Raw genomic sequence first — 23515 nt, forward strand, 5'->3', positions numbered from 1 at the left:
TCCTCCGGGCGCTTCCCTTCGGTCTTGCGTTTCCGACTCTACCAGACTCTTTCGTGTCCGATTCCCGGTCGAAGCGGGCCTTTCTTTTTGCCTTTCGGCGGTTTCAACCTTACCAGACTCATTTCGTTCCGTTTCCGGTTCGAATTTGATTCCGGCGGCCGTTGAAGTGGCCTTGCCTTTCGGCTGATTCGACTTTATCAGAAGCTTTTCGACCGAACCTAATCGGCTTCAACTTCAGAAGGTGGGAATCGAATGGCTCTGCGGAAATTCGATTTCCGGTGAGAGCGAGATAGACATTAGCTGGTTGAACCCGAACCGTCTAGTTCGAGGCAACCGTTTAAATCTACCTCCCCCACTTCGCCGTGTCAATGGTTTTTTGGGGCGAGGAGGAGACTAGCAGGTCAGCGACGCCGGATGCACATCAGGCGGCGGTCGGCACCTCGGCGCTTCGTTCGACTGTATCCAGGTCGCCCGCCTCGCCGGCGCGGGCCGCGCGTCCGCCGAGCACGTAGACGTACAGAAGGAACAGCAGCTCGGCGCCCGTGCCCAGCGAGATGCGGGACCAGGTCGGCAGGCCGGACGGGGTCACGAAGGCTTCGATCACGCCGGAGACGAACAGCACCAGCGCCAGGCCGATGGCCATGCCGAGCGCGGCGCGTCCCCGTTGTGCCAGGGCCGCACGACGGGTCTGCGGGCCCGGGTCGATGACGGTCCAGCCGAGACGCAGACCGGTGCCGGCGGCGACGAAGACAGCGGTCAGCTCCAGCAGCCCGTGCGGAAGGATCAGGCCCAGGAACGTGTCGAGGCGGCCCGCCGAGGACATCAGGCCGATGCCGACCGCCAGGTTGACCACGTTCACGAAGAGGACCCAGAGCACCGGCACGCAGAGGAAGGCGCCCAGGACCAGGCACATGGCGGCGGCCTGCGCGTTGTTCGTCCAGACCTGGGCGGCGAAGGAGGTCGCCGGATGGCTGGAGTAGTACGTCTCGTACTCGCCGCCCGGGACCGTCATGCGGCGCAGATCCTCCGGGGCCGCGATGGCCGACTGGACTTCCGGATGCGTGCCGATCCACCAGCCCATCAGCGCGGCCAGGAGCGTCGAGAGGACGGCGGTCGGTATCCACCAATGCCGGGAGCGGTAGACCGCGGCCGGGAATCCCGCTGTGAGGAACCGCGCGACGTCGCGCCAGGACGCGCTGCGGGTGCCGGTCACCACGGCACGGGCGCGCGCGACCAGCTGCGTGAGCCGCGCGACGAGCAGGGGGTCGAAGGCGCTGGACTGGATGAGGGAGAGATGGGTCGCCGTGCGCTGGTAGAGGTCGACCAGTTCGTCGGCCTCCGCGCCCGTCAGCCGGCGCCCTCGGCGCAGGAGGTGGTCCAGCCGGTCCCACTCGACGCGGTGGGTGTGGACGAAGACATCGAGGTCCATGGGCGGCGGCTGCTCCAGGCATGGGTGCGTACCGGGTCGTACGGCTGTGGCGTCGTGGGTCAGCTTGGCAGACTGTGGGGCCGCCGGGCAGGGGCCTGCGGACGAGGGGTGGGGCGATGAGTGAACTCGTGACCGGGGACGCGGTGGTGCTGGGGCTCCGGCTGGCGAAGCTGCCGAGCCGTGCGCTGGCGCTGGCCATCGATCTGGTCGTGGTGGGTGCGGCTTTCGGTCTGGTGGCGCTGGGGCTGGCGTTCGCCAGTGGCTCGTTGGACGACGCTGCCTGGGCCGCGGTGTCCGTCGCCGCCTTTCTGCTGGTCCCGGTGGATGGGCCGATCGCGGTCGAGACGCTGAGCCACGGCCGTTCGCTGGGGAAGCTGGCGTGCGGACTGCGGGTCGTGCGGGACGACGGAGGGCCCATCCGGTTCCGTCACGCCCTCGTGCGCGGGGCGATGGGGGTCGTGGAGATCCTGATGACGTTCGGGGTCGTCGCCGTCGTCGCGTCGCTGGTCTCGGCGCGTGGCCGGCGGCTCGGGGACGTCTTCGCGGGGACGCTGGTCGTACGGGAACGGGTGCCGGCGGGGCGGGCCACGGCCGTTCCGCCGCCTCCGCCGTGGCTGGTCGGGCGGTTCGCCGGGCTTGACCTGTCGGCGGTTCCGGATGAGCTGTGGCTCGCGGTACGGCAGTACTTGACGCGGATGCATCAGCTCGACGCCACCGTGGGCAGGACCATGGCGGAACGGCTCGGTGTGGAGGTCGCCGCACGCACCGGAGCTCCGCCCCCGCCGGGCGTCCCGGCCGCCGCCTACTTGGCCGCCGTGGTGCACGAGCGGCAGGTGCGGGACGCGCAAAGGGCGTGGCAGGTCGCCCATGCCGGGCAGACGCGGATCGCACCCGAGCCTCAAGTCCGCGTACGAACGGTCGAGGATGCCGTACGCCCTGGTGCCGGTACGGCCGACGAGGGGGCGGGGCGTCCGCCTGCCACCGGGTTCGTGCCGCCGGCCTGAGGTCAGCGGTCGGAGGGTGGGGATTCCAGGTCTTCGAGCTCGATGCCGGGGGCGGAGAGCACCACGTCGCCGGCCAGGTGGATCGTGTGCCGTTCGCCCGTGTCCAGGGCGCTGACCTGGTATTCGTCCACCGTCAGGGGGCCGTTGTCAGTGGGGTGCGCTTCACTGTTCACCAGGGCCCAGGACTGGTCGAGGGTACGGGGGGCGAGGACCGGGTCCGTGAAGGTGACGACCCGGACGCGGGTCTCGGGGGAAGCGGGGGTGAGGCGCAGCAGACGAGCGGTCGCGACGAGGAATGCGGGGGACGTGCCGTTGAAGGCATGGGCGCGGACATTGCCTTCGGTGGCGTGCGTACCCGTCGGGTCGGTACGGACCCAGGTGAGGCCCTCCAGGGCGGCACCGCGGACCTGCCAGTCGGCGGAATGGAGTTCGAGTCGGAGGGGGCGGCCGAGCTCATCGAGGGTGAGGTCGACGGATCCCAGGTGACTGCCGGACGGGGCGGTCGTTTGGGAGATGTAGCGCCAGCCGGACGGGCCGGGCGCGCAGTGGAAGTGTTCTTCGCCGAGAGGGGTGTGGTCGTGGACGTCGTGGAGCGAATATCGGCCGCGGGGCATGGGGTCCTTCGAGTCCTCGGCTCGTGCGGGTGCGGTACGGCGCAGGCCCCCGACACGGGGGTGCGGGGGCCTGCGTTCGTCACTGCTGCTGGTCGGTCCGGGCCGCGCTGAGCGCCCCGTGCCGGACCGGATCGGCCGGACCGTTCGAGGTCCGGCCGGTTCCGGGCCGGTCAGGCGATCAGTAGCGGTAGTGGTCCGGCTTGTACGGGCCGTCGACCTCGACACCGATGTACGCCGCCTGCTCCGGGCGAAGGGTCGTCAGCTTGACGCCGAGGGCGTCGAGGTGGAGACGGGCGACCTTCTCGTCCAGGTGCTTGGGCAGCACGTAGACGTCGGTCGGGTACTCCTCGGGCTTCGTGAACAGCTCGATCTGGGCCAGCGTCTGGTCCGCGAACGAGTTGGACATGACGAAGGAGGGGTGGCCGGTGGCGTTGCCCAGGTTCAGCAGGCGGCCCTCGGAGAGGACGATGAGGACCTTGCCGTCGGGGAACGTCCAGGTGTGGACCTGCGGCTTGACCTCGTCCTTGACGATGCCGTCGATCTTCGCCAGACCGGCCATGTCGATCTCGTTGTCGAAGTGACCGATGTTCCCGACGATGGCCTGGTGCTTCATCTTGGCCATGTCCGAGGCCATGATGATGTCCTTGTTGCCCGTCGTCGTGACGAAGATGTCGGCCTGCGCGACGACGTCATCGAGAGTGGCGACCTGGTAGCCGTCCATGGCCGCCTGGAGGGCGCAGATCGGGTCGATCTCGGTGATGATCACGCGGGCGCCCTGGCCCCGGAGGGACTCCGCGCAGCCCTTGCCGACGTCGCCGTAGCCGCACACGACGGCGGTCTTGCCGCCGATCAGGACGTCGGTGGCGCGGTTGATGCCGTCGATCAGGGAGTGGCGGCAGCCGTACTTGTTGTCGAACTTCGACTTCGTCACCGCGTCGTTCACGTTGATCGCGGGGAAGAGGAGGGTGCCGTCGCGGTGCATCTCGTACAGGCGGTGGACACCGGTGGTGGTCTCCTCCGTGACGCCACGGATCTCGGAGGCCAGCTGCGTCCACTTCTGCGGGGACTCGCCGAGCGTGCGGTTGAGGAGCGTGAGGATGTGCGCGTACTCCTCGCTGTCCGCCGTCGCCGGGTCCGGGGCCGCACCGGCCTTCTCGAACTCGACGCCCTTGTGGACCAGGAGCGTGGCGTCGCCGCCGTCGTCCAGGATCATGTTGGGGCCGCCGGTGGGGGTGTTCGGCCAGGTCAGGGCCTGCTCCGTGCACCACCAGTACTCTTCGAGCGTCTCGCCCTTCCAGGCGAAGACCGGGACGCCGGCGGGGGCCTCGGGGGTGCCGTTCGGGCCGACCGCGATCGCGGCGGCCGCGTGGTCCTGGGTGGAGAAGATGTTGCAGGAGGCCCAGCGGACCTCGGCGCCGAGGGCGACCAGGGTCTCGATCAGCACGGCGGTCTGCACGGTCATGTGCAGCGAACCGGTGATGCGGGCACCGGCCAGCGGCTGCGCGGCGGCGTATTCCTTGCGGATCGACATCAGGCCGGGCATCTCGTGCTCGGCCAGGGTGATCTCCTTGCGCCCGAAAGCGGCGAGGGAGAGATCGGCGACCTTGAAGTCCTGTCGGTTGGCGACCGTCGTCATAACGGGCTGCTCCTCGTTGTGGAGTCGAGGGTGGGTAGGGCGGCTCTGCGGCGGCGGGCACACGAATGCCCGGGCGCTCGCAGCGCAGTCCGTCGGAGGCCCTCTCTCCCTCGGCCGGTCCGGCGTACGGACCGATCGACCGCCATCAGCAGCGACGTCTGACACTGCCGTCGAATCTACACCGAACGGCGCAGCCGCTCCCAGTCCACCGGGGCGGGTCCGGGGCGGGAGCGGCTGTGTCGGGTGCGCGATGGCGGGTCCGGTGCGGTCAGTGGCCGGATTCCGTCGGGCCGGAGTCCTCCGTGCCCGCCGGGGTGTCGGCCGCCTCGGCGTCCGGCTCGGCGGCGCCCGGTTCGGGGGCCTCCGGGCCGGGGGTGGTGTGGGTGCCGCCGGGGGCCTTGGCCGGGTTGACGCCGGCCGCTGCCGCCGCCGCGTTGTAGATGTCCGGCTCCAGGTAGATCACCCGGGCGATCGGGACGGCGGCGCGGATGCGGGACTCGGCGGCGTTGATGGCGTTGGCGACCTCGTCGGCGGTGTCGTCGTGCTGGACCGCGATCTTGGCGGCCACCAGCAGCTCTTCCGGGCCGAGGTGGAGGGTGCGCATGTGGATGATGCCGGTGACGGTGTCGCCGTCGACGACCGCGGCCTTGATCTTCTCGACCTGGTCGGCACCGGCGGCCTCGCCGAGGAGCAGGGACTTGGTCTCGGCGGCCAGCACGAGCGCGATGGTGATCAGCAGGATGCCGATGCACAGGGTGCCGATGCCGTCCCACACGCCGTTGCCCGTGCCAAGGGCCAGGCCGACGCCGCCGAGGGCGAGGACCAGACCGATGAGCGCGCCGAAGTCCTCGAGGAGCACGACGGGGAGTTCGGGGGCCTTCGCGCGGCGGATGAAGTCCGTCCAGCTGAGCGAGCCGCGGGTCTCGTTGGACTCCTTGATCGCCGTACGGAAGGAGAAGCCCTCGGCGATGATCGCGAAGACCAGGACGCCGACCGGCCAGTACCACGCCTCCAGCTCGTGGGGGTGGCGGATCTTCTCGTAGCCCTCGTAGACCGCGAACATGCCGCCGACGGAGAACAGGACGATGGAGACGAGGAAGGCGTAGATGTAGCGCTCGCGGCCGTAGCCGAAGGGGTGCTGCGGGGTGGCCTCGCGCTGGGCCCGCTTGCCGCCGAGGAGCAGCAGGCCCTGGTTGCCGGAGTCGGCGAGCGAGTGGACGCTCTCCGCGAGCATCGACGAGGAGCCGCTGAACAGGAACGCCACGAATTTGGCCACTGCGATCGCGAGGTTGGCGCCGAGTGCCGCCACGATCGCCTTGGTTCCGCCTGACGCACTCATGGGTGCCTGGTGTCCCTTCTTCGGTCTGCGGCTCCGACGGCCGCGGTGTGGCGGCACATTGTTGCAGCCGTCGTCACGGACGGTGCGTCAGGCCACCACTGTCGCACGGAACAGGGTGCCCGCTCCGGACACATGTACCCGCTCTCCGGCCGGTACGAAGACCGATTCGCCGGGTGCGAGGGCGAGGTCGCCGGCGCTCGGGGCACCCGCCGTGCACAGCAGGATCTGCGGGGTGGGCGCGGTCAGGTCGGCGGGGGCGGCGCCGGGTGACAGGTCGAAGCGGGAGAGGCGGAACTCGTCCACCGGCGTTTCGTACAGCTCCTCGCCCGACGGGGAGGCCTCCGGGCGCAGGATGCCCGGGTCGGTCGCCTCGAAGCGGACGATGCGCAGGAGTTCGGGGACGTCGATGTGCTTGGGCGTCAGGCCGCAGCGCAGCACGTTGTCCGAGTTGGCCATGATCTCGACGCCGAGGCCGTCGAGGTAGGCGTGCGGGACGCCGGCACCGAGGAACAGCGCCTCGCCGGGCTGGAGCCGCACGTAGTTGAGCAGCATGGCCGCGATGACGCCCGCGTCGCCGGGGAAGTGGTGGGCGATGCGGGCGTACGGGGCGTAGGCGCCGCCGATCCGTTCGGCGGCGGCCGCGGCGGCGGTCACCGTCTCGGCCATCTCGTCCGGGTCCGCGGTGAGGATCGCCGTCAGTACCTCGCGCAGGGCGGCCTCCTCGGGCTGGGCGCGGAGCAGGTCCGCGTACGGCTTGAGGGAGTCGACGCCCAGGCCCTCCATCGCCTCGGCCGCCTCCAGGGGCCGGCGGAATCCGCACAGGCCGTCGAAGGGGGTGAGCGCGCAGATCAGCTCGGGCTTGTGGTTGGCGTCCTTGTACGTGCGGTGGGGGGCGTCGATCGGGACGGACCGGCGCTCCTCGTCCGCGTAACCCGCCTTGGCCTGGTCCAGGTTCGGGTGCACCTGGAGGGAGAGGGGGGCGCCCGCGGCGAGCAGCTTGAGGAGGAAGGGCAGGCGGGGGCCGAACTTCTCGACGGTCGCCGTGCCGAGTTCGCGGGCCGGGTCGGCGTCGATCACGTCGGTGAGGGACTGCTCGGCGGAGGCGGAGGCGGTGCCGGTTTCGGTGCGGGCGATCCGGGAAGGGGCGCCCGGGTGGGCGCCCATCCACATCTCCGCCTGCGGCTCGCCGGTGGGGGCGACGCCCAGCAGGGCGGGGATCGCGGTGGTCGAGCCCCAGGCATACGGGCGCACGGTGTTGGAGAGCCGGTCCATGGATCAGTCCTTGTGTTGCTGTGTGCGGTGCGGTGTCGCCGCGCTGTCTTGACGTTGTACGGGGTGTTCAGGCACCGGCCGTCGAGGCGAGCGACAGGTAGACCGCGGCGAAGTCGGTGACGGCGAGCAGTTCCGCGAGGGATTCGAGGGTGCTGCCCTCCTCCGGTTCGAGCTCGCTGATCGCGGTGTCGTGACCGAGGGCCAGTTCGCGGGCGGCGGGGGCGGCGCTGAGGCCGCCGGTCGGGCGGTCGCGGAGCAGCACCACGCGGGCGTGCAGGGGCTCCGACTCCTCGACGCGGTCGCGGAAGAAGTCGTCCGGGTCCGCGCCCGCGGCGAAGGCGCCCGCCAGCAGGCCGCCGTGGGCCGGAAGCGCCTCCGGGAGTGCGGCGGCGAGGGCCGGGCGGCCCGAGAGCTCCGAGAGGACCGCGGCGAACCGGCGTCCGACGGGGCCGGCCGCCTCGCCCTCCGTCCAGATCAGCGGGAGGGTGTCCGCGAGTTCGGCGGCGAGGGTCTTGGCCGGGTTGCTGTACGTGGCGATGGCCGGGCCGCAGCGCTCCGCCGTGCGGTCCAAGCGGTCCGCGACGCTCTGGAGCACGTCGGCGGGGGCGGTGACCAGGCCGACGCGGTCGAGCAGGGCGAGGAGCGGGGTGAGCAGGGCCCAGAGGGTGCCGGGGCCCGCGGCCGAGGTCTCGGCGTCGTACTCGCCGTGCGGGGCGGAGGCCATCGGGACGACGAGGCCGTGCACCCCGTGGACCGCCTCCCGCAGCGGGGAACGCAGGGGCGCGACGGCCACGACCGTGCAGCCCCTGCGGTACGCCTGCTCCGCGAGGAGGGCGAGGCCCGGTTCGGAGCCGTCCGCCGTGGCGATGAGCAGCAGGTCCACGGAGCCGGCCCAGCCGGGCAGGGTCCAGCGGAGTGCGCCGGGGGCGGGGGCGACGCCGGTCGGGGGGATGCGGGTGACCGGGGCGGAGGCGCCGGCGAGCGCGGCGATCAGGTCCGCGACGCCGGTCGCGGCGGTGCCGGGGCCCGCGACGAGGACGGCGCGGGGGCGGCCCTCCGCCTTCAGCTCGGTGATCCCGGCCTCCGTCGCGTGGCGGGCGGCGGTGCGGACCCGGGCCCCGGCCTCGGCGGCGCCGCGGAGCAGGTCGCGGCGGTCGGCTCGGGCCAGGGCGTCGGGGGCGTCGAGCAACGACTCGTCGAGCATGGGGCGGTCCTCCGGTGCGGGTGCGGGGCGGCCGCTTCGGGCCGCTTTCGCCGGTTGAGCCGGTTACGCGGGGCGGCGGGCCTCGTCCACGAGGAGTACGGGGATGCCGTCCCGGACGGGGTAGGCGAGGCCGCAGTCGGTGCCGGTGCAGATGAGTTCCGGGGTGTCGGCTGCCGTCTGGTCGTCCAGGGGGGCGTGGCAGGCGGGGCAGGCCAGGATCTCCAGGAGGCCGGCTTCGAGCGGCATGGGGTTTCCCTTCGGGCGGTCTGTTGTTGGGGCCCTTTGGGGGGCGGGGTCAGCCTACCGCTGGGGTGGGGTGGGGTGCGTGTCGTGGGGGCGGGGTGGTCTGTGGTGCGTTGCGGTGCGGGTGGGGTGCGCCTGCGGCGGGCCTGTTCCCCTACCCGCCCCTTCCCGAAACCGGGGCCCTGCCCCCGGACCCCGCTCCTCAAGCGCCGGAGGGGCTGGGTTGCGCGCCTGGGCCCGGTTTCGGGGCTCCGCCCCGGACCCCGCTCCTCAAACGCCGGAGGGGCTGGATATTGCGCAGGCGGGCGGGCTCTATGCGCGGATCAGGGCCAGTACCTCGTCCCTCACCCTGGCCATCGTCTCCTCGTCCTTCGCCTCCACGTTCAGGCGCAGCAGGGGTTCCGTGTTGGACGGGCGGAGGTTGAACCACCAGGTGGGGGTGGTCACCGTGAGGCCGTCCAGGGTGTCCGTGGTGGCGTTCTCCTGGTGGGCGAAGGCGGTTGCCACCTTTGCCGTGCGGGCCTGCTGATCGTCCACCGTGGAGTTGATCTCGCCGGAGGCGGCGTAGCGGTCGTACTGGGCGACCAGGGCCGAGAGGGGGGCCGACTGGCCGCCGAGGGCGGCGAGTACGTGGAGGGCGGCGAGCATGCCCGTATCGGCGTTCCAGAAGTCGCGGAAGTAGTAATGGGCCGAGTGCTCGCCGCCGAAGATCGCGCCGTGGGCGGCCATCTCGGCCTTGATGAAGGAGTGGCCGACCCTCGTGCGGACGGGGGTGCCGCCGTGTTCGCGTACGACCTCGGGGACGGAGTGGGAGGTGATCAGGTTGTGGATGATCGTTCCCCGGCCGCCGTTGCGGGCCAGTTCGCGGGCGGCGACCAGGGCGGTGATGGCCGACGGGGAGACGCCTTCGCCCCGTTCGTCCACCACGAAGCAGCGGTCCGCGTCGCCGTCGAAGGCGAGGCCCAGGTCGGCGCCCTCGGCCAGTACGCGGGCCTGGAGGTCCGTGATGTTCTTCGGGTCCAGCGGGTTGGCCTCGTGGTTCGGGAAGGTGCCGTCCAGCTCGAAGTACATCGGGACCAGGTCCACGGGCAGTCCGGCGAAGACCGTGGGGACGGTGTGGCCGCCCATGCCGTTGCCCGCGTCCACGACGACCTTGAGGGGGCGGATCGCCGTCAGGTCCACCAGGGAGAGCAGATGGGCGGCGTAGTCCGTGAGGGTGTCGCGCCCGGTGACCGTCCCCGGGGTCGCGACCGGCTCGGGGGCGCCCTTCTCGGACCACTCCTCCACCAGCGCGCGGATCTCGGCCAGGCCCGTGTCCTGGCCGACCGGCGCCGCGCCCGCCCGGCACATCTTGATGCCGTTGTACTGCGCGGGGTTGTGCGAGGCGGTGAACATCGCGCCGGGCAGGTCCAGCGCCCCGGACGCGTAGTACAGCTGGTCCGTCGAGCAGAGGCCGATCAGCGTGACGTCGGCGCCGCGCCCCGCCGCGCCGCCGGCGAACGCTCCGGACAGGGCCGGGGAGGTGGGGCGCATGTCGTGGCCGATCACGATCGCGTCCGCGCCGGTCACCTCGACGAAGGCCGCCCCGAAGAGTGCGGCCAGCTCCTCGTCCCACTGGTCGGGCACGACTCCGCGCACGTCGTACGCCTTCACGAGCTGCGACAGGTCTGCGGTCACGGGCCGGTCCTCCAGGGGGGTTGCTTCGGACCGCCCAACGTACCGGGCGGCCGGCGGTCCCTCAGGAGTCGGGTGAGCGCAGGACGCGGAGGTGACCCCTGCGGGCTACCTCCATCGGGTCGGCGGTCCGGCGGCCGCCGCCCTGGGTGCCGTCGCCGCGCTCCTGCGGACGCGCGGCTTCCCGTACGGCGTTGGCCAGCGCTTCCAGGTCGTCGCCGCTGGGGCGGCTGGGCGCGGACGGGTCGGAGAGCCGGACGACCTCCCAGCCCCGTGGCGCGGTCAGCCGCTCACTGTGCTCGGCACAGAGGTCGTAGCAGTGGGGCTCGGCGTAGGTGGCGAGCGGGCCGAGGACCGCAGTCGAGTCGGCATAGACGTACGTCAGTGTCGCGACGGCAGGGCGGCCGCACGCGGTGCGCGAACAGCGACGTACAGGGCTCACGATGTTGGACGGTACCGCACTCTTGAGCGGGCTGCGACGACTCTCCCCCGGCTCACCCCTCCGTGTCGCCCTGTGACGTCCGGCACACGCGCCCCCCGGGCAACTCCCCTGACCTGCGCGGGAGGAGAGGGCGAGGGCCCTGACGGCGACGATTCCGGTCATCGCCGGGCCGCGAACCTTTCACAAGGCGTCGGCCCGGCGGTCGCGAGCGGGGCCGGAAACGGGCTCCGGTGTGGCCGGATCGCTCAAGAGCGGACAGGGCGGCGTGGGCGCGCTCGCCCTCCGGCCGGGCGGGCCGCCGGGGGTTAGGCTGCGTCGGTGATGGACAGTTCCGTACCGCCCAGCCCGTCCGAGCCGCGTCCGCGGCGCCGGGACCGACACGGCCGAGGCATGCGCGGGCCCGTCGCCCCGCCGCAGGTGCCGCTGTCGACGAGCCGCGCGGACAACTTCCGCGATCTCGTCCAGGACTCGGTGGAGCGGCTGGAGCGGCGCTGGCCGCAGCTGGCGGAGGTCGACTTCGTCGTCCTGGAGGTGCCGGAGACGGCGGAGGAGACGGTTCCGCTGGGTGCCGCGGTCTCCGCCGAGAAGGGCCGGCCCGCCCGTATCACCGTCTACCGGCGCCCCGTCGAGCTGCGCACCAAGAGCCGTGACGAGCGCGCCCTGCTCGTCCACGAGATCGTGGTCGAGCAGGTCGCGGAGCTGCTTGGACTGGCGCCCGAGTCCGTCGATCCCCGTTACGGGCAGGAGTAGCGGCCCTCTCGGCCGCCCCTCCCGCCCTCCCGCTCAGTCGTCCAGCACCGACAGGTCCTGACGGGCCGCCGGGACCTCCACCGTGCCCCGGTCGTCCGGCATCGTCTGCACGGTGAACATCTGGATGCCGTTCACCGTCTCGGTGAGCGTGCGCGCGGCGTGCACCGGGCCGCCCGACTGGGTCTCGACCGTCAGGGCGTAGGTGCCCTTGAGGCCCGTCGGCACGGGCGGGGTGACCGCCGTGGTCGTGCCCGCCGCGATCTTGTACGTCTTGCTGACGGGCGTACCACCGCCGCTGCCGGCCGACGCCGTGACCTTGACGGTCGCGGCTGCGCCGGGGGCGGTGAGGGAGAGGACCGAGCCCTTGGACCGGTTGTCGGCGACGGTCGCCCGTGCGCCCACCGGGGCGGTCGCCGGGATGTAGGCGACCTCCTGCTTGTCGCCCTTGCCCCGGACCACGCGCAGGGCGGCGACGACCGGGGTGGCCCTGCCCTTCTCGGAGGGGACCAGCATCAGCGAGCCCGCCTCGCCGCGGGTGATGTCCTTGAGGTCCATTCCGGCGGTCATGTGCGACTTGACGTGCAGTTCCTCGTGGCCGGCCGGGGTGACGGCGCCGGTCTTGCCGAGCAGCTTCAGACCGAGGTCGGCGTCGTCGTCGCCGGGGGCGAAGGCCACCAGGCGTACCGAGGTCGCGTCGGCCGGGATGCCGGGCAGCACGACCGTGCCGGCCGGTTCGGCGGAGGCGGTGAGCCAGTCGCTGCCGGTCTCGTCGTCCGCCGCCCTGACGGCCGCGCCGACCCTGCCGGTACGGGTGGTGACGTGGACGGTGACGTCGTCGGCGGCCTTGCTCGTGAGCGTCGAGATCAGGACCCGGACGCCGGAGCCCGCCGGGACGGTGATGCCCTCGCCGACGTCGGACTTGAGGGAGCCGTCCGGGCCGTACAGCTCGATGTCGGCGACGGCCGCGGTGTCGTCCGGGTTGGTGAGGTGGACGTAGTCCTCGCGGGACTTGGCGGTGCTCGCCGCGGGGAACCAGAAGTCGGTGTCGGGCACGGTGCAGCTGATGCCGAGCAGGCCGCGGCCGTCGCCCGCCTCGATGGTGGTGGTCTGCTGGGCGGTCCAGCCGGGGGCGAGGCGGCCGGTCGCGGTGCCGATGAGGGCGGGTGAGTCGGAGCCCGACGCCTTGCCGGTGGCGGGCTTGCCGGGCTCCTTGAGGGAGACCACCGGCTTGTCCGCCTTGTCCGCCTTGCTCTTGCTCTTCTTGTCCTTGTCCTTCTTGTCCTTGTCATCGGACTTGTCGTCGGTGCTCGCCTCGTCGTCCTTCGCGGAGGACAGGAGCTCGGCGGCGCCGGCCGTGGCGGAGCCACCGCTTCCGCCGGACGGCGTGAAGGCCGTGTACGCCGTCTCCGAGAGGTCGGAGAGGCCGGGCGCCGGGCAGAGCAGGCTGGTGCGTTCGACGGGCAGCCGGGTGGCCGTCCTCGCTTCGGCCGTGCTGCCGCCCGACGGTTCGTTGAGCGCGGCGAACCCGGTGACGGCGGCCAGGGCGACCGCTCCGGCGATGAGGGACAGGGCGCTGGTGGACTTCACTCGGACTCGCCTCGCGATGCGTTACCGGTCGGCCACGGGTTCTGGCCCGGGGCGGTGTTCTCGGGGTTCTGCGGGTCGTACGGCTGCTGCTCGCCGTACTGCCCGGCCTCGGGGCCGTACCCGTTCGGGTCATAGGACTGCGGGTCGTACGCGGGCGGGTCGTAGGGGCCCACGTACTGGCCGTCCTGGTACTGGCCCTGCTGGTACTGCGGATAGCCGTACGGGTCGTAGCCGCCGGTGTCCGGCTGCTGCTGCCCCTCGGCGTACTGCGGGTCCTGGTACGGGGCGCCGTCCTGATACTGGCTGTCCTGGTACTGAGCGCCGTCCTGGTACTGCGGATAGGCCGGGTCCTGGTACTGGCCCTGCCCGTCGTCCCAGTCGCCGTACTGCTGCTGCGGTACGAAGACGTTGTCGTCGTCGTCCTCGGAGGCCGGGGCCTGGGCCGGGGCCGCCGGGCCGGTTTCGTGGCTCTGCTGGGCGGGAACGTACGCGGGCTGCTCGCCGGTCTCGTCCAGCTCGGGGGCGCCCTCCGCCTCCTGCTGCTCGGGGCCGCCCTCGGCGGCCTCGCTCTCGGCCAGGGCGGCGGCGCGCAGCCTGCGGGCGCGGCGGCCCTCTCCGGCGACCGGTTCGGCGGCGACCGCCTCGGCCTCCTCCGGCAGGTCGTCGTCGATCTCGCGGCGGCGGCCGGGCAGGGCCATGACCACGAGGACCACGGCGAGCGCGATCTGCGCCCAGACCCACACGGTGTGGGTGAAGGGCTCCTCGTACGTGAGGTCCAGGGTGCCGCCCTCGGTGGGCAGTTCGAAGCCCTGGGCCCAGCCGTCGACGGTCTTGGCGGTCAGCGCGCGGCCGTCGAGCGTGGCCTGCCAGCCGGGGTCGGCCGCGTCGGCGATCCGCAGCACCCGGCCGGAGCCGCCCGCGGGGATCTTGGTGTGCGCCTCGACCGGCTGGGAGCCCACGGGAAGGGGCTCGTCCCCGGCGGCGGACGGGACGATCATGATCCGTGCGACCTGCCGGTCCACCCGCCACAGGGCGCTGCCGTCGAGCTGGCTGAGCCGGCTCAGGCCCGGGGTCGCGTCGAGCACCCGGCTCATCTGCTTGGGCGCTCCGTCGCGCACGAGGACGTAACGGATGGCGAAGCCGCTGAGCTGGCTGCCCTGGTCGGCGCCGGAGCCTGCGACCAGGTTGGCGACGACCTTGTCGAGGTGGCTGTTGCCGCCCTGCGCCTCGGCCAGCTCCGCGTCGCCGAGCCGGGCGCCCGAACCGCGGACGAGGGTGTAGTCGACGGAGGCGGACGAGGTGCCGCCCAGGACCAGGGTGCGCGGCTGGTCGCGGGTGCCGCTCTCCTCCGCGACGAACGCGGGCACCTGGACCGGGTCGCGGCGTTCCAGCGGGCCCGCCGCGCCGCCGAGCATCCACCCGGCGGCGGCCAGCACGGGGGCCACGCCCGCCGCGAGGGCGATCAGGGCGGCGACCGGCTGGCGCCAGCCGAAGCTGAGTTCGGCGACGCGGATGCGGGCGCCGTCGGCGCCGACGAGCGCGGCGGCGATGAGGGCGGCCCCGTAGACCAGCGTCGCGGGACCGGCCCAGCCGGAGCCGTTGGCGAGCCCGGCGAACGCGAGGGCCACCAGCGCGGCCGCCCAGGCGGTCCGGACGGCGAACTGCCGCTCCCCGCGCAGCAGCGCGGCCAGCGCGGCGAGGACGATGCCGAGGAGCAGGACGCCCCCTGCGGCCTTGGGCCCGCCGGGGCTGATGCCGAGGAGGTCCAGGGCCGAGGCGGAGCCCGTACCGGTCTCCAGTCCGGCTTCCTTCAGGAACGCGGACGGGCTGCTCAGCAGGGAGAGCGACCAGGGCGCGAGGACCAGGAGCGGGGTGCCGACGGCGGCGAGGAAGCGGAGCGCGTACGCCGTGATGTCACCGCGCCGCAGCACCAGGACGCCGAGGCCGAGGACCACGGCGAGCGGCCACACGATCGGCGTGAACGCCATGGCGAGGGTGAGGAGCAGGGTGTACGCCCAGGTGGCGCGCCAGCTGCCGCGGGCGTCGCCGGAGGCGCGCATGCCGTGCGCGGAGACGGCCGTGCGCGCGATCAGCGGCAGCAGGACGGCCAGGACGGCTGTGCCCAGGCGGCCGGTCGCCAGGGCGCCGGTCGCCGCGGGCAGGAAGGCGTACGCGACGCTCGCCCAGGCCCGCAGGAGTCGCGAGGGCAGCAGCGGGCGGGTGACGAAGTACGCGGTGAGTCCGGCGAGCGGGACCGAGCAGACGAGCAGCAGGGTGAGCGCGAAGCCGGTGGAGCCGAGGAACAGCGCGGACAGGGCGGAGATGACGGCGAGGTAGGGCGGTGCGGTCTGGGTGCCGCCGGTGCCGACGGCGTGCCAGCCGTCCGCGTACCGCGCCCACAGGTCGGAGACGTCGCCGGGGGCGGGCAGCAGGGCGCCGCCGGCCAGCGCGCCGCCGCCGATGAGGTCGCGGCAGGCGACGAGGGAGACCAGGAGGAGCAGCGCGAAGAGGACCGGGCCGGGCTTGCGGCCGACCTTCTTCAGCCGGGCGAACTGGTCGATCTCCAGGTAGTCGGCGTCGTCGCCGCCCGGTCCGGACTCGACGGCGCCGTGCCGGGAACCGTCGGTGTCGGAGCCGCCGCCGAAGTTTCCGGCGACCTGGTCGACGGTGGCGCGGATGGTGGCGCCGGGTGCGGGGAAGAGGCCGCCCAGCTCGGCGGCGTCGACGGCGCCCTTCCCCCGGGCGCGGCGGGCGGCCAGGATGCGGCCGGGGCGCAACAGGGTGCTCAGGAGTCCGGTGACCTCGTCCAGGGCCTGGCCCGGGACCTTGCCGACGAGGTAGGCGAGGGTGCGCAGCAGGGTGCCGAGGACGAGCCGGAGCATCACCCAGGGCAGCTTCTTGCCGCGGGCGTTGACGAGCATCGTGTAGACGGCGCCCGCCTTGTCGACGCGGTGCGGAGATGCACCGCGCCGCGCGAAGCGCGCCGATGAGGGGTGGCGGTCGGGCGACGGGCGGGCGTTGCGGCCCGCGCAGTCGATGGGGCGGCGTTCCCGCGCGGAAGCCTCGGCATGCCGCAGGACGGCGTCGGGGGCGACGAGCACCCGGTGGCCGGCCATGTGGGCGCGCCAGCACAGGTCGACGTCGTCGCGCATCAGCGGGAGCCTGCGGTCGAAGCCGCCGAGCTCCTCCCAGACGTCGCGGCGGATGAGCATGCCCGCGGTGGAGACGGAGAGGACGGTGCGGACCTGGTCGTGCTGGCCCTGGTCCTGCTCGCGGCGGTCGAGGCCGGTCCAGCGGCGGCCGCTGTTGGCGATGGAGACGCCGACTTCGAGGAGCTGGCGGCGGTCGTACCAGCCGCGCAGCTTGGGGCCGACGATCGCGGCGTGCTGGTCGTTGTCCACGACGCGCAGCATCTCGGCGAGGGCGTCGGGCGCGGGCGCGCAGTCGTCGTGGAGCAGCCAGAGCCACTGCACCGGCTCGCCGTACGGCAGCTCGGGCATCTCGTACGCCTCGTCGCGCCAGGTCCGGGTGACCGGGTCCCAGCCGCTGGGCCGCTTCAGGTAGGGCAGGTCGTCCGGGGTGAGGACGCCGGCCGTGCGGCTCGCCTCGTCCACGGCGGTGCCGAAGCTCGTGCGCCGCGCCAGGTGCAGGACGCGGTCGGCGCCGAGGGCCTCGGTGACCAGGCGCGCGGAGTCGTCGGCGCTGCCGGTGTCGGCGGCGACGACGTTCTGTACGGGGCGTTCCTGGCCGAGCAGTCCGGCGAGCGCGTCGGGCAGCCAGCGTGCGCCGTCGTGGGAGACGAGCACGGCGGTGACGACATGCCGGGGGAACTCGGGAGCGGCGGCGGCCGCGTACGGCGCCGTTGATTGGCTGTGCACGGACATCGAGGTACGGGCCCTCCGGCCGGGTCCGGGGGACGTCCCCCCGGGGGCTGCATCGGTGTACACGCGCGCTCTGTCTGGTCGTTGGCGCGTCTCGGACGGGGCCCCACACTAACGGTAGGGATAACCGGGGTGGCGCGGAGCGGTTGAACGAGGGCGCGAGGGGGTAGCGGCCGACGCGGATTTCCGGGTGCCGGGGTGTGAGGGCGGCGCTGCGCGGGTACGGCGACGGCCCGCCGCCTGCGGGTGCAGGAGGCGGGCCGTGATGTCGTGCGTGGTGGGCCGGACCGGGTCTGCCGGACCGGTCAGACCGCGGCCTTCTTCAGGCGGCGGCGCTCGCGCTCGGAGAGGCCGCCCCAGATGCCGAACCGCTCGTCCTTCGAGAGGGCGTACTCCAGGCACTCGGACCGGACTTCACAGGCGAGACAGACCTTCTTCGCCTCGCGGGTCGATCCACCCTTCTCGGGGAAGAAGGACTCGGGGTCGGTCTGGGCGCACAGCGCGCGCTCCTGCCAGCCGAGCTCTTCGTCCGCGTCCTCGACCAGCAGTTGCTGGAACAGCTCGGTCATGTGCGCCCCTCGTCTGTCTCTTGCGTCCCGTGATGCGGCCGTTACCGAATCGGCCGAACGACACGGGTGAAATTACAAGCGTGTAGCTCTGGCTGGTCAAGCCCGGATCTGCTATTGGCCCCGGTATTCACCCTGCGGCACCAACCGTATGCGGTAAGTGTTCAAATCACCAAAAACCTGACATATGCCATGGGCGCTACCGCGCCCCCGTCCGTCATGGAGACAAACCGCTGCGGACGCGGACACGTTTCGATTCGATCACTGAAGCGACCAAGATCACATTCGGGTCACGGTGCCGCGCTCACGTTTGGCAGCGCGGTTGTTGCGCCACCTGTCCCCGCCGGAGGCCGCTAAAACCTTTCTCCGGGCGGAGTAACCGGATGAGGTGAAACATTGCCGCCAAACCGGGCATTGGGTTGACACCGGGCGGCTCTCCGGTTCTCCTTGATGTCATGCCAGTGACCTCAGCGATGCACGCGACCCGCGCCCGTGGGTTCCGCAGCGCTGTCCAGGCTCGCTGTTGCTGTTCCAGCTGTCTCAGCTGTTGATGCCGCCGACGCCGTCGTAGCCCTTCCGCTCCGGCCCGGCACCGCTCGTCCCGCCCCTCCCCCGCCCGGCCCCACCGGCTTTCCGGCCGCCGGCGCTCCCGGACCTCGCGACGAGCCCCGCACCGCACGCCGCACTCGCACCCCGCCGAGGAACCACCGCTCCCATGAACAGCAGCGACAGCGACCTCCAGATCGCCGGCGACCTCCTGGAGGTCCAGCACCTCCTTCGCCCCGCCCCCGAACACCCCTCCACCGTGGCGGAGTTCGTCGGCCTCGCCCGTACCATCGCCGCCGACCGCGACCGGTGGGCACCGCTCGTCCGGTACGACGCCACCACCCGCTGGTACCACCGCCTGCGCACCGGGCCCGGCTACGAGGTCTGGCTGCTGAGCTGGGTTCCCGGGCAGAGCAGCGGGCTGCACGACCACGGGCCGTCCTCCGGCGTCCTGACCGTGCTCGACGGCGAGCTGACCGAACGTACGGACCGGGGAAAGCGGACGCTGGGCGCGGGCGCGCAGCGCGTCTTCGCGCCCGGCTACGTCCACGAGGTCGTCAACGACTCCCTGGAACCGGCCGTCAGCCTCCACGTCTACTACCCGGGCCTCACCGACATGCCGATGCACGCCGCGCAGTGCGCCCCGGCGGCTGCCACAGCCTGAAAGACCCCCGTCCCATAGCCGCAGAGCTCCTGACAGACTGTTTGCATGCGCATTGTGGTTCTGGCCGGCGGTATCGGTGGTGCTCGTTTCCTGCGGGGTCTCAAGGAGGCCGCGCCCGACGCGGACATCACGGTCATTGGCAACACCGGTGACGACATCCATCTGTTCGGGCTCAAGGTCTGCCCCGACCTCGACACCGTGATGTATACCCTCGGCGGTGGCATCAACGAGGAGCAGGGCTGGGGGCGTACCGACGAGACGTTCCGGGTCAAGGAGGAGCTCGCCGCGTACGGCGTGGGCCCCGAGTGGTTCGGGCTCGGCGACCGCGACTTCGCGACGCACATCGTCCGTACGCAGATGCTGGGCGCGGGCTATCCGCTCAGCGCCGTCACCGAGGCGCTCTGCGCCCGCTGGAAGCCGGGCGTCCGGCTGCTGCCCATGTCCGACGACCGCGTCGAGACGCACGTGGCGATCGAGGAGGACGGCGAGAGCCGGGCCGTGCACTTCCAGGAATACTGGGTGAAGCTGCGGGCCTCCGTGCCGGCGCGGGCGATCGTGCCCGTGGGCGCGGAGCAGGCGAAGCCGGCGCCCGGGGTCCTGGAGGCCATCGCCGGGGCCGACGTCATTCTCTTCCCGCCGTCCAACCCGGTCGTCTCCGTCGGCACGATCCTCGCCGTGCCCGGCATCCGCGAGGCCATCGCCGAGGCGGGGGTGCCGGTCGTCGGCCTCTCCCCCATCGTCGGTGACGCGCCGGTGCGCGGGATGGCCGACAAGGTCCTCGCGGCGGTGGGCGTCGAGTCGACCGCCGCCGCTGTCGCCGAGCACTACGGGTCCGGGCTGCTCGACGGCTGGCTGGTCGACACCGTGGACGCGGGCGCCGTCGAGCGGGTGGAGTCGGCGGGCATCCGCTGCCGGTCCGTACCGCTGATGATGACCGATGTCGCCGCCACCGCCGAGATGGCACGGCAGGCGCTGGCCCTCGCCGGGGAGGTCCGCGCGTGAGCGCCGCCGACGCGCCCTCCTACCGGGTGTGGGCCCTGCCCGGCATGCCCGAGGTACGGCCCGGGGACGACCTGGCGAAGCTGATCGCGGCCTGCGAGCCGGGGCTCGTGGACGGCGATGTCCTGCTCGTCACCTCGAAGATCGTCTCCAAGGCGGAGGGCCGGATCACCGAGGCCACCGACCGGGAGGCGGCCATAGACGCCGAGACGGTACGGGTGGTGGCGCGGCGCGGTCCGCTGCGGATCGTGGAGAACCGGCAGGGCCTGGTCATGGCCGCCGCCGGTGTCGACGCCTCGAACACCCCCGCCGGGACGGTCCTGCTGCTCCCCGAGGACCCCGACGCCTCGGCCCGGGCGATCCGGGAAGGGCTGCGGGCGGAGCTCGGCGTCGAGGTCGGCGTCCTCGTCACGGACACCTTCGGGCGGCCCTGGCGCAACGGGCTGACCGATGTCGCCATCGGTGCGGCGGGGGTGCGGGTGCTGGACGACCTGCGGGGCGGGCAGGACGCGCACGGCAATCCGCTGAACGCGACCGTGATCGCCACCGCCGACGAGCTGGCCGCCGCGGGTGACCTGGTCAAGGGCAAGACGGACGGGCTGCCCGTCGCCGTCGTGCGCGGGCTCGGGCACGTCGTGGACGCGGCGGACGGGCAGGGCGCCCGGGCGATGGTCCGGGTCGCGGCCGACGACATGTTCCGGCTGGGGACCTCGGAGGCGGTCCGGGAGGCGGTGACGCAGCGGCGTACGGTGCGCGAGTTCACGGATGAGCCGGTGGATCCGGGGGCGGTACGGCGTGCGGTCGCCGCCGCCGTGACCGCGCCGGCGCCGCACCACACGACGCCGTGGCGGTTCGTCCTGCTGGAGTCCCCGGAGTCGCGGACCCGGCTGCTCGACGCGATGCGCGACGCGTGGATCGCGGATCTGCGGCGCGACGGCAAGAGCGAGGAGTCGGTCGCCAAGCGGGTGCGGCGGGGCGAGGTGCTGCGGCGGGCGCCGTATCTGGTGGTGCCGTGCATGGTGATGGACGGTTCGCACGCGTACGGGGACGAGCGGCGGGACGGCGCGGAGCGCGACATGTTCGTGGTCGCGGCGGGGGCCGGAATCCAGAACTTCCTGGTGGCGCTGGCCGGGGAGCGGCTGGGGTCTGCGTGGGTGTCCTCGACGATGTTCTGCCGGGATGTGGTGCGATCTGTTTTGGGGCTGCCCGAGTCCTGGGACCCGTTGGGGGCGGTGGCTGTGGGGCACGCGGTGGCGGCCCCCGGGCCGCGGGTGGGGCGGGCCGCGGAGGACTTCGTCGTCGTGCGGTGAGGTAGCGGCGGCGCGGGGCGTTTTCGGGGCTCTGCCCCGGACCCCGGTCCTCAATCGCCGGACGGGCTTGATTGTGCTCGGCCGCGCACGCCTCTGCGGGCTTGGTTTTGGCCCGGCCCCGCGAAAGCGCTACAGCCGCGCGATGTCCCTCGGCTGGAAGCGCGGCGCTCTCCTCGGTGGTGTCGCGCCCGAGAGCAGGATCAGGCGGGTCGCTCGGTGGCGTTGGCCCTCGTACGGGGTCAGGAGGGCGAGCATTTCCTCGTCGTCCGCGTTCCGGTTGCCGGCCAGGGCGTGGCCGACGATGCCGGGGAGGTGGAAGTCGCCGACCGTCACCGCGTCCGGGGCGCCGTTGGAGCGTTGCAGGGTTTCCGCCGCCGTCCAGGGGCCGATGCCCGGGATGGCCTGGAGGCGGGTCAGCGCGTCGGGGAGGTCCATCGCGGCCGCCTCCTCCATGCGGCGGGCCACCCGGACCGTGCGCAGGATCGTCGCCGAGCGCTTGCTGTCGACGCCCGCGCGGTGCCAGTCCCAGGACGGGATCAGCGACCAGGTGCGGGCGTCCGGCATGACGTAGAGGCCGAACTCCTGCGGGCCGGGCGCGGGCTCCCCGTACTGGCGGACCAGGAGGCGCCAGGCGCGGTACGCCTCGTCCGTCGTGACCTTCTGCTCCAGGACCGACGGGATCAGCGACTCCAGGACCAGGCCCGTGCGCAGCAGCCGCAGGCCGGGGCGGCGGTGCTGGGTCTGGGCGAGGAGGCGGTGGCGCGGGGTGAAGGCCGCCGGGTCGTCGCCCTCGCCGAGCAGCGTGGGCAGCTGGTCGAGCAGCCAGTCCGCGCCGGGCCCCCAGGCGGACGCCTCGATCCGGCCGTCGCGCGCGACGACGTGGAGCGTGCCGGGACCCTCGGGGGTGCGGCTGGACCGGCGGACGGAGCCGTCGGCGACCATCCGGAACGTGGGGTCGGCGGGGCCCCGGCGCAGGGGGCCGAGGACGAGCCTCAGGTCGAGCGGGCCCGGCGGGGTCCAGACACGGGTCTGCGGCGCCGGTACGGGCACGGCCGCCGCCTGGTGCGGGACGGGCGCGCGCCGGGCGTTGCGGGGAGCGAATCGTCCTGCCACGGAAGAGGTCCTCGGTCGTCGGGGCTGCCTGTCGAGGGTACGGCGATTTCCGGCCACCCGGTCCGCGTACGGGCCGGGCGGCCGGCCCGCTCACTCGTCCGAGGAGAACCGCACCGAGGCGTCCGGGAGGCGCGCCCCGCACCAGACGCGTACGCCCTCGCGGAGCTCGTTGTCGGCGCCCACCTCCGCGCCGTCGCCGACGACCGCGCCGGCCAGCACCGTACGGCTGCCGATCCTGGCGCGCTCGCCGACCAGGGAGTCCGTGATCACCGCGCCGGGTTCCACGACGGCGCCCGCGAGCACGGTGGAGCCGTCGATCCGGGCGCCCGCGCCGATCACCGCGCCGTCGCCGATGACCGTACCGCCGGAGAGCTTGGCGTCGGAGGCGACCGAGGCGGTCGGCAGGACGAGGCGGTCGCCGCAGCGACCCGGCACCGCCGGGGAGGGCGCGCGGCCGAGCACCAGGTCGGCGGAGCCCCTTATGAACGCCTGCGGGGTGCCGAGATCCAGCCAGTACGTGGAGTCGACCATGCCCTGGAGGTGGGCGCCGTCGGCGAGGAGGCCGGGGAAGGTCTCGCGCTCGACGGAGACGGGGCGGCCGGCCGGGATGGTGTCGATGACCGAGCGGCGGAAGATGTACGCGCCCGCGTTGATCTGGTCGGTGACGATCTCCTCGGGCGTCTGCGGCTTCTCCAGGAAGGCGGTGACGCGGCCGGTGTCGTCGGTCGGCACGAGGCCGAAGGCGCGGGGGTCCTCGACCCGGGTCAGATGGAGGGAGACATCGGCGCCGGAGTCGGCGTGCGAGGTGACCAGGGCTCGGATGTCGAGCCCCGTGAGAATGTCGCCGTTGAAGATGAGGACCGGTTCGTCCGGGCCCGACGCGAGGCGGTGGGCGACGTTCCGGATGGCGCCGCCGGTGCCGAGCGGTTCGCGCTCGGTGACGTACTCGATGTGCAGGCCGAGCGAGGAGCCGTCGCCGAAGTACGGCTCGAAGACCTCGGCGAGATACGAGGTGGCGAGGACGATGTGCTCGACCCCGGCGGCCCGGGCACGCGCCAGCTGGTGCGTGAGGAAGGGGACGCCCGCCGCCGGAACCATGGGCTTGGGCGTGTGCACCGTGAGCGGGCGCAGCCGGGTTCCCTTGCCGCCGACCAGGAGGATCGCTTCTTTTGCCTCTGTCACAGCACTGTCTTCGCTTCCTGCTGGGGCCGGGCGTCGTGTGAAGCTGCTGTCCCATCCCCG

General features: G+C 72.7%; 19 protein-coding genes. 5 read left to right on the forward strand and 14 right to left on the reverse strand.

The genetic code is table 11. The features are described 5' to 3' along the window. Window positions 1–421: 421 nt before the first annotated feature. Complete coding sequence (locus tag AMK18_RS26750; protein WP_073864795.1) at window positions 422–1429, reverse strand: stage II sporulation protein M; 1008 nt, start codon at window positions 1427–1429, stop codon at window positions 422–424. Window positions 1430–1545: 116 nt separating this feature from the next. Here AMK18_RS26750 and AMK18_RS26755 point away from each other — a divergent pair, with 116 nt between their 5' ends. Then, window positions 1546–2433, forward strand: a complete 888-nt coding sequence (locus AMK18_RS26755) for an RDD family protein (RefSeq protein WP_073864796.1) — start codon at window positions 1546–1548, stop codon at window positions 2431–2433. A 2-nt stretch (window positions 2434–2435) separates the two neighbouring features. Here AMK18_RS26755 and AMK18_RS26760 read toward each other — a convergent pair whose 3' ends face one another. The 8 genes from AMK18_RS26760 to AMK18_RS26795 form a co-directional block, all read right to left on the reverse strand. Next, a complete protein-coding gene (locus AMK18_RS26760; RefSeq protein ID WP_018103984.1) occupies window positions 2436–3047 on the reverse strand; it encodes a hypothetical protein in 612 nt (203 codons plus the stop codon). 178 nt (window positions 3048–3225) lie between these two features. Next, a complete protein-coding gene (ahcY, locus tag AMK18_RS26765; protein ID WP_073864797.1) occupies window positions 3226–4683 on the reverse strand; it encodes an adenosylhomocysteinase in 1458 nt (485 codons plus the stop codon). A 268-nt stretch (window positions 4684–4951) separates the two neighbouring features. Then, entirely contained in the window at window positions 4952–6022 is a 1071-nt protein-coding gene (locus tag AMK18_RS26770; RefSeq protein WP_073864798.1) for a cation diffusion facilitator family transporter, read from the reverse strand. A gap of 87 nt (window positions 6023–6109) precedes the next feature. Continuing rightward, the gene (gene manA, locus AMK18_RS26775) at window positions 6110–7294 is read right to left on the reverse strand and encodes a mannose-6-phosphate isomerase, class I (RefSeq protein ID WP_073864799.1); all 1185 of its coding nucleotides are present in this window, start codon (window positions 7292–7294) and stop codon (window positions 6110–6112) included. A gap of 67 nt (window positions 7295–7361) precedes the next feature. Further along, window positions 7362–8498 (reverse strand): SIS domain-containing protein, encoded by a 1137-nt coding sequence (locus AMK18_RS26780; protein WP_018103988.1) that lies wholly within the window; start codon window positions 8496–8498, stop codon window positions 7362–7364. 63 nt (window positions 8499–8561) lie between these two features. Next, window positions 8562–8744, reverse strand: a complete 183-nt coding sequence (locus tag AMK18_RS26785) for a Trm112 family protein (protein WP_018103989.1) — start codon at window positions 8742–8744, stop codon at window positions 8562–8564. 309 nt (window positions 8745–9053) lie between these two features. Further along, window positions 9054–10418 (reverse strand): phosphomannomutase/phosphoglucomutase, encoded by a 1365-nt coding sequence (locus tag AMK18_RS26790; RefSeq protein ID WP_018103990.1) that lies wholly within the window; start codon window positions 10416–10418, stop codon window positions 9054–9056. 61 nt (window positions 10419–10479) lie between these two features. Continuing rightward, on the reverse strand, window positions 10480–10857 hold the full coding sequence (locus tag AMK18_RS26795) for a DUF3499 domain-containing protein (protein ID WP_018103991.1): 378 nt from the start codon (window positions 10855–10857) through the stop codon (window positions 10480–10482). Between the two features lie 321 nt (window positions 10858–11178). Here AMK18_RS26795 and AMK18_RS26800 point away from each other — a divergent pair, with 321 nt between their 5' ends. After that, window positions 11179–11607, forward strand: a complete 429-nt coding sequence (locus AMK18_RS26800; RefSeq protein ID WP_026171636.1) for a metallopeptidase family protein — start codon at window positions 11179–11181, stop codon at window positions 11605–11607. 33 nt (window positions 11608–11640) lie between these two features. On the opposite strand, the gene AMK18_RS26805 is transcribed toward AMK18_RS26800, so the two are convergent. From AMK18_RS26805 to AMK18_RS26815, 3 genes are all read right to left on the reverse strand, one after another. Continuing rightward, a complete protein-coding gene (locus AMK18_RS26805; RefSeq protein ID WP_073864800.1) occupies window positions 11641–13194 on the reverse strand; it encodes a DUF5719 family protein in 1554 nt (517 codons plus the stop codon). After that, on the reverse strand, window positions 13191–17078 hold the full coding sequence (locus AMK18_RS26810; protein WP_073864801.1) for a glycosyltransferase: 3888 nt from the start codon (window positions 17076–17078) through the stop codon (window positions 13191–13193). Before AMK18_RS26810 ends, AMK18_RS26805 begins: the two co-directional genes overlap by 4 nt. 302 nt (window positions 17079–17380) lie before the next feature. Further along, the gene (locus AMK18_RS26815) at window positions 17381–17644 is read right to left on the reverse strand and encodes a WhiB family transcriptional regulator (protein WP_018103995.1); all 264 of its coding nucleotides are present in this window, start codon (window positions 17642–17644) and stop codon (window positions 17381–17383) included. Between the two features lie 712 nt (window positions 17645–18356). Between AMK18_RS26815 and AMK18_RS26820 the strand changes: the two genes are divergently transcribed. The 3 genes from AMK18_RS26820 to AMK18_RS26830 are packed head-to-tail and all read left to right on the forward strand — an operon-like array spanning window position 18357 to window position 21160. Then, window positions 18357–18851: a cysteine dioxygenase gene (locus tag AMK18_RS26820; RefSeq protein ID WP_018103996.1), complete on the forward strand. Its 495-nt coding sequence runs from the start codon at window positions 18357–18359 to the stop codon at window positions 18849–18851. Between the two features lie 45 nt (window positions 18852–18896). Further along, window positions 18897–19853 carry a 2-phospho-L-lactate transferase gene (gene cofD / locus AMK18_RS26825; protein WP_018103997.1) on the forward strand — a complete coding sequence of 319 codons (957 nt, stop codon included), beginning with the start codon at window positions 18897–18899 and terminating at the stop codon, window positions 19851–19853. Continuing rightward, complete coding sequence (locus AMK18_RS26830; RefSeq protein ID WP_073864802.1) at window positions 19850–21160, forward strand: coenzyme F420-0:L-glutamate ligase; 1311 nt, start codon at window positions 19850–19852, stop codon at window positions 21158–21160. The genes cofD and AMK18_RS26830 overlap by 4 nt, the downstream gene beginning before the upstream one ends. Before the next feature lie 129 nt (window positions 21161–21289). Here AMK18_RS26830 and AMK18_RS26835 read toward each other — a convergent pair whose 3' ends face one another. Together AMK18_RS26835 and AMK18_RS26840 are read right to left on the reverse strand one after the other, a co-directional pair. Next, window positions 21290–22273 carry a DNA-3-methyladenine glycosylase family protein gene (locus tag AMK18_RS26835; protein WP_073864803.1) on the reverse strand — a complete coding sequence of 328 codons (984 nt, stop codon included), beginning with the start codon at window positions 22271–22273 and terminating at the stop codon, window positions 21290–21292. Window positions 22274–22363: 90 nt separating this feature from the next. Next, window positions 22364–23455, reverse strand: a complete 1092-nt coding sequence (locus AMK18_RS26840) for a nucleotidyltransferase family protein (RefSeq protein ID WP_073864804.1) — start codon at window positions 23453–23455, stop codon at window positions 22364–22366. Window positions 23456–23515 lie beyond the last annotated feature (60 nt).

Origin of the sequence: Streptomyces sp. CB01249 (assembly GCF_001905735.1) — a bacterium.
Taxonomy (GTDB): Bacteria; Actinomycetota; Actinomycetes; order Streptomycetales; family Streptomycetaceae; genus Streptomyces.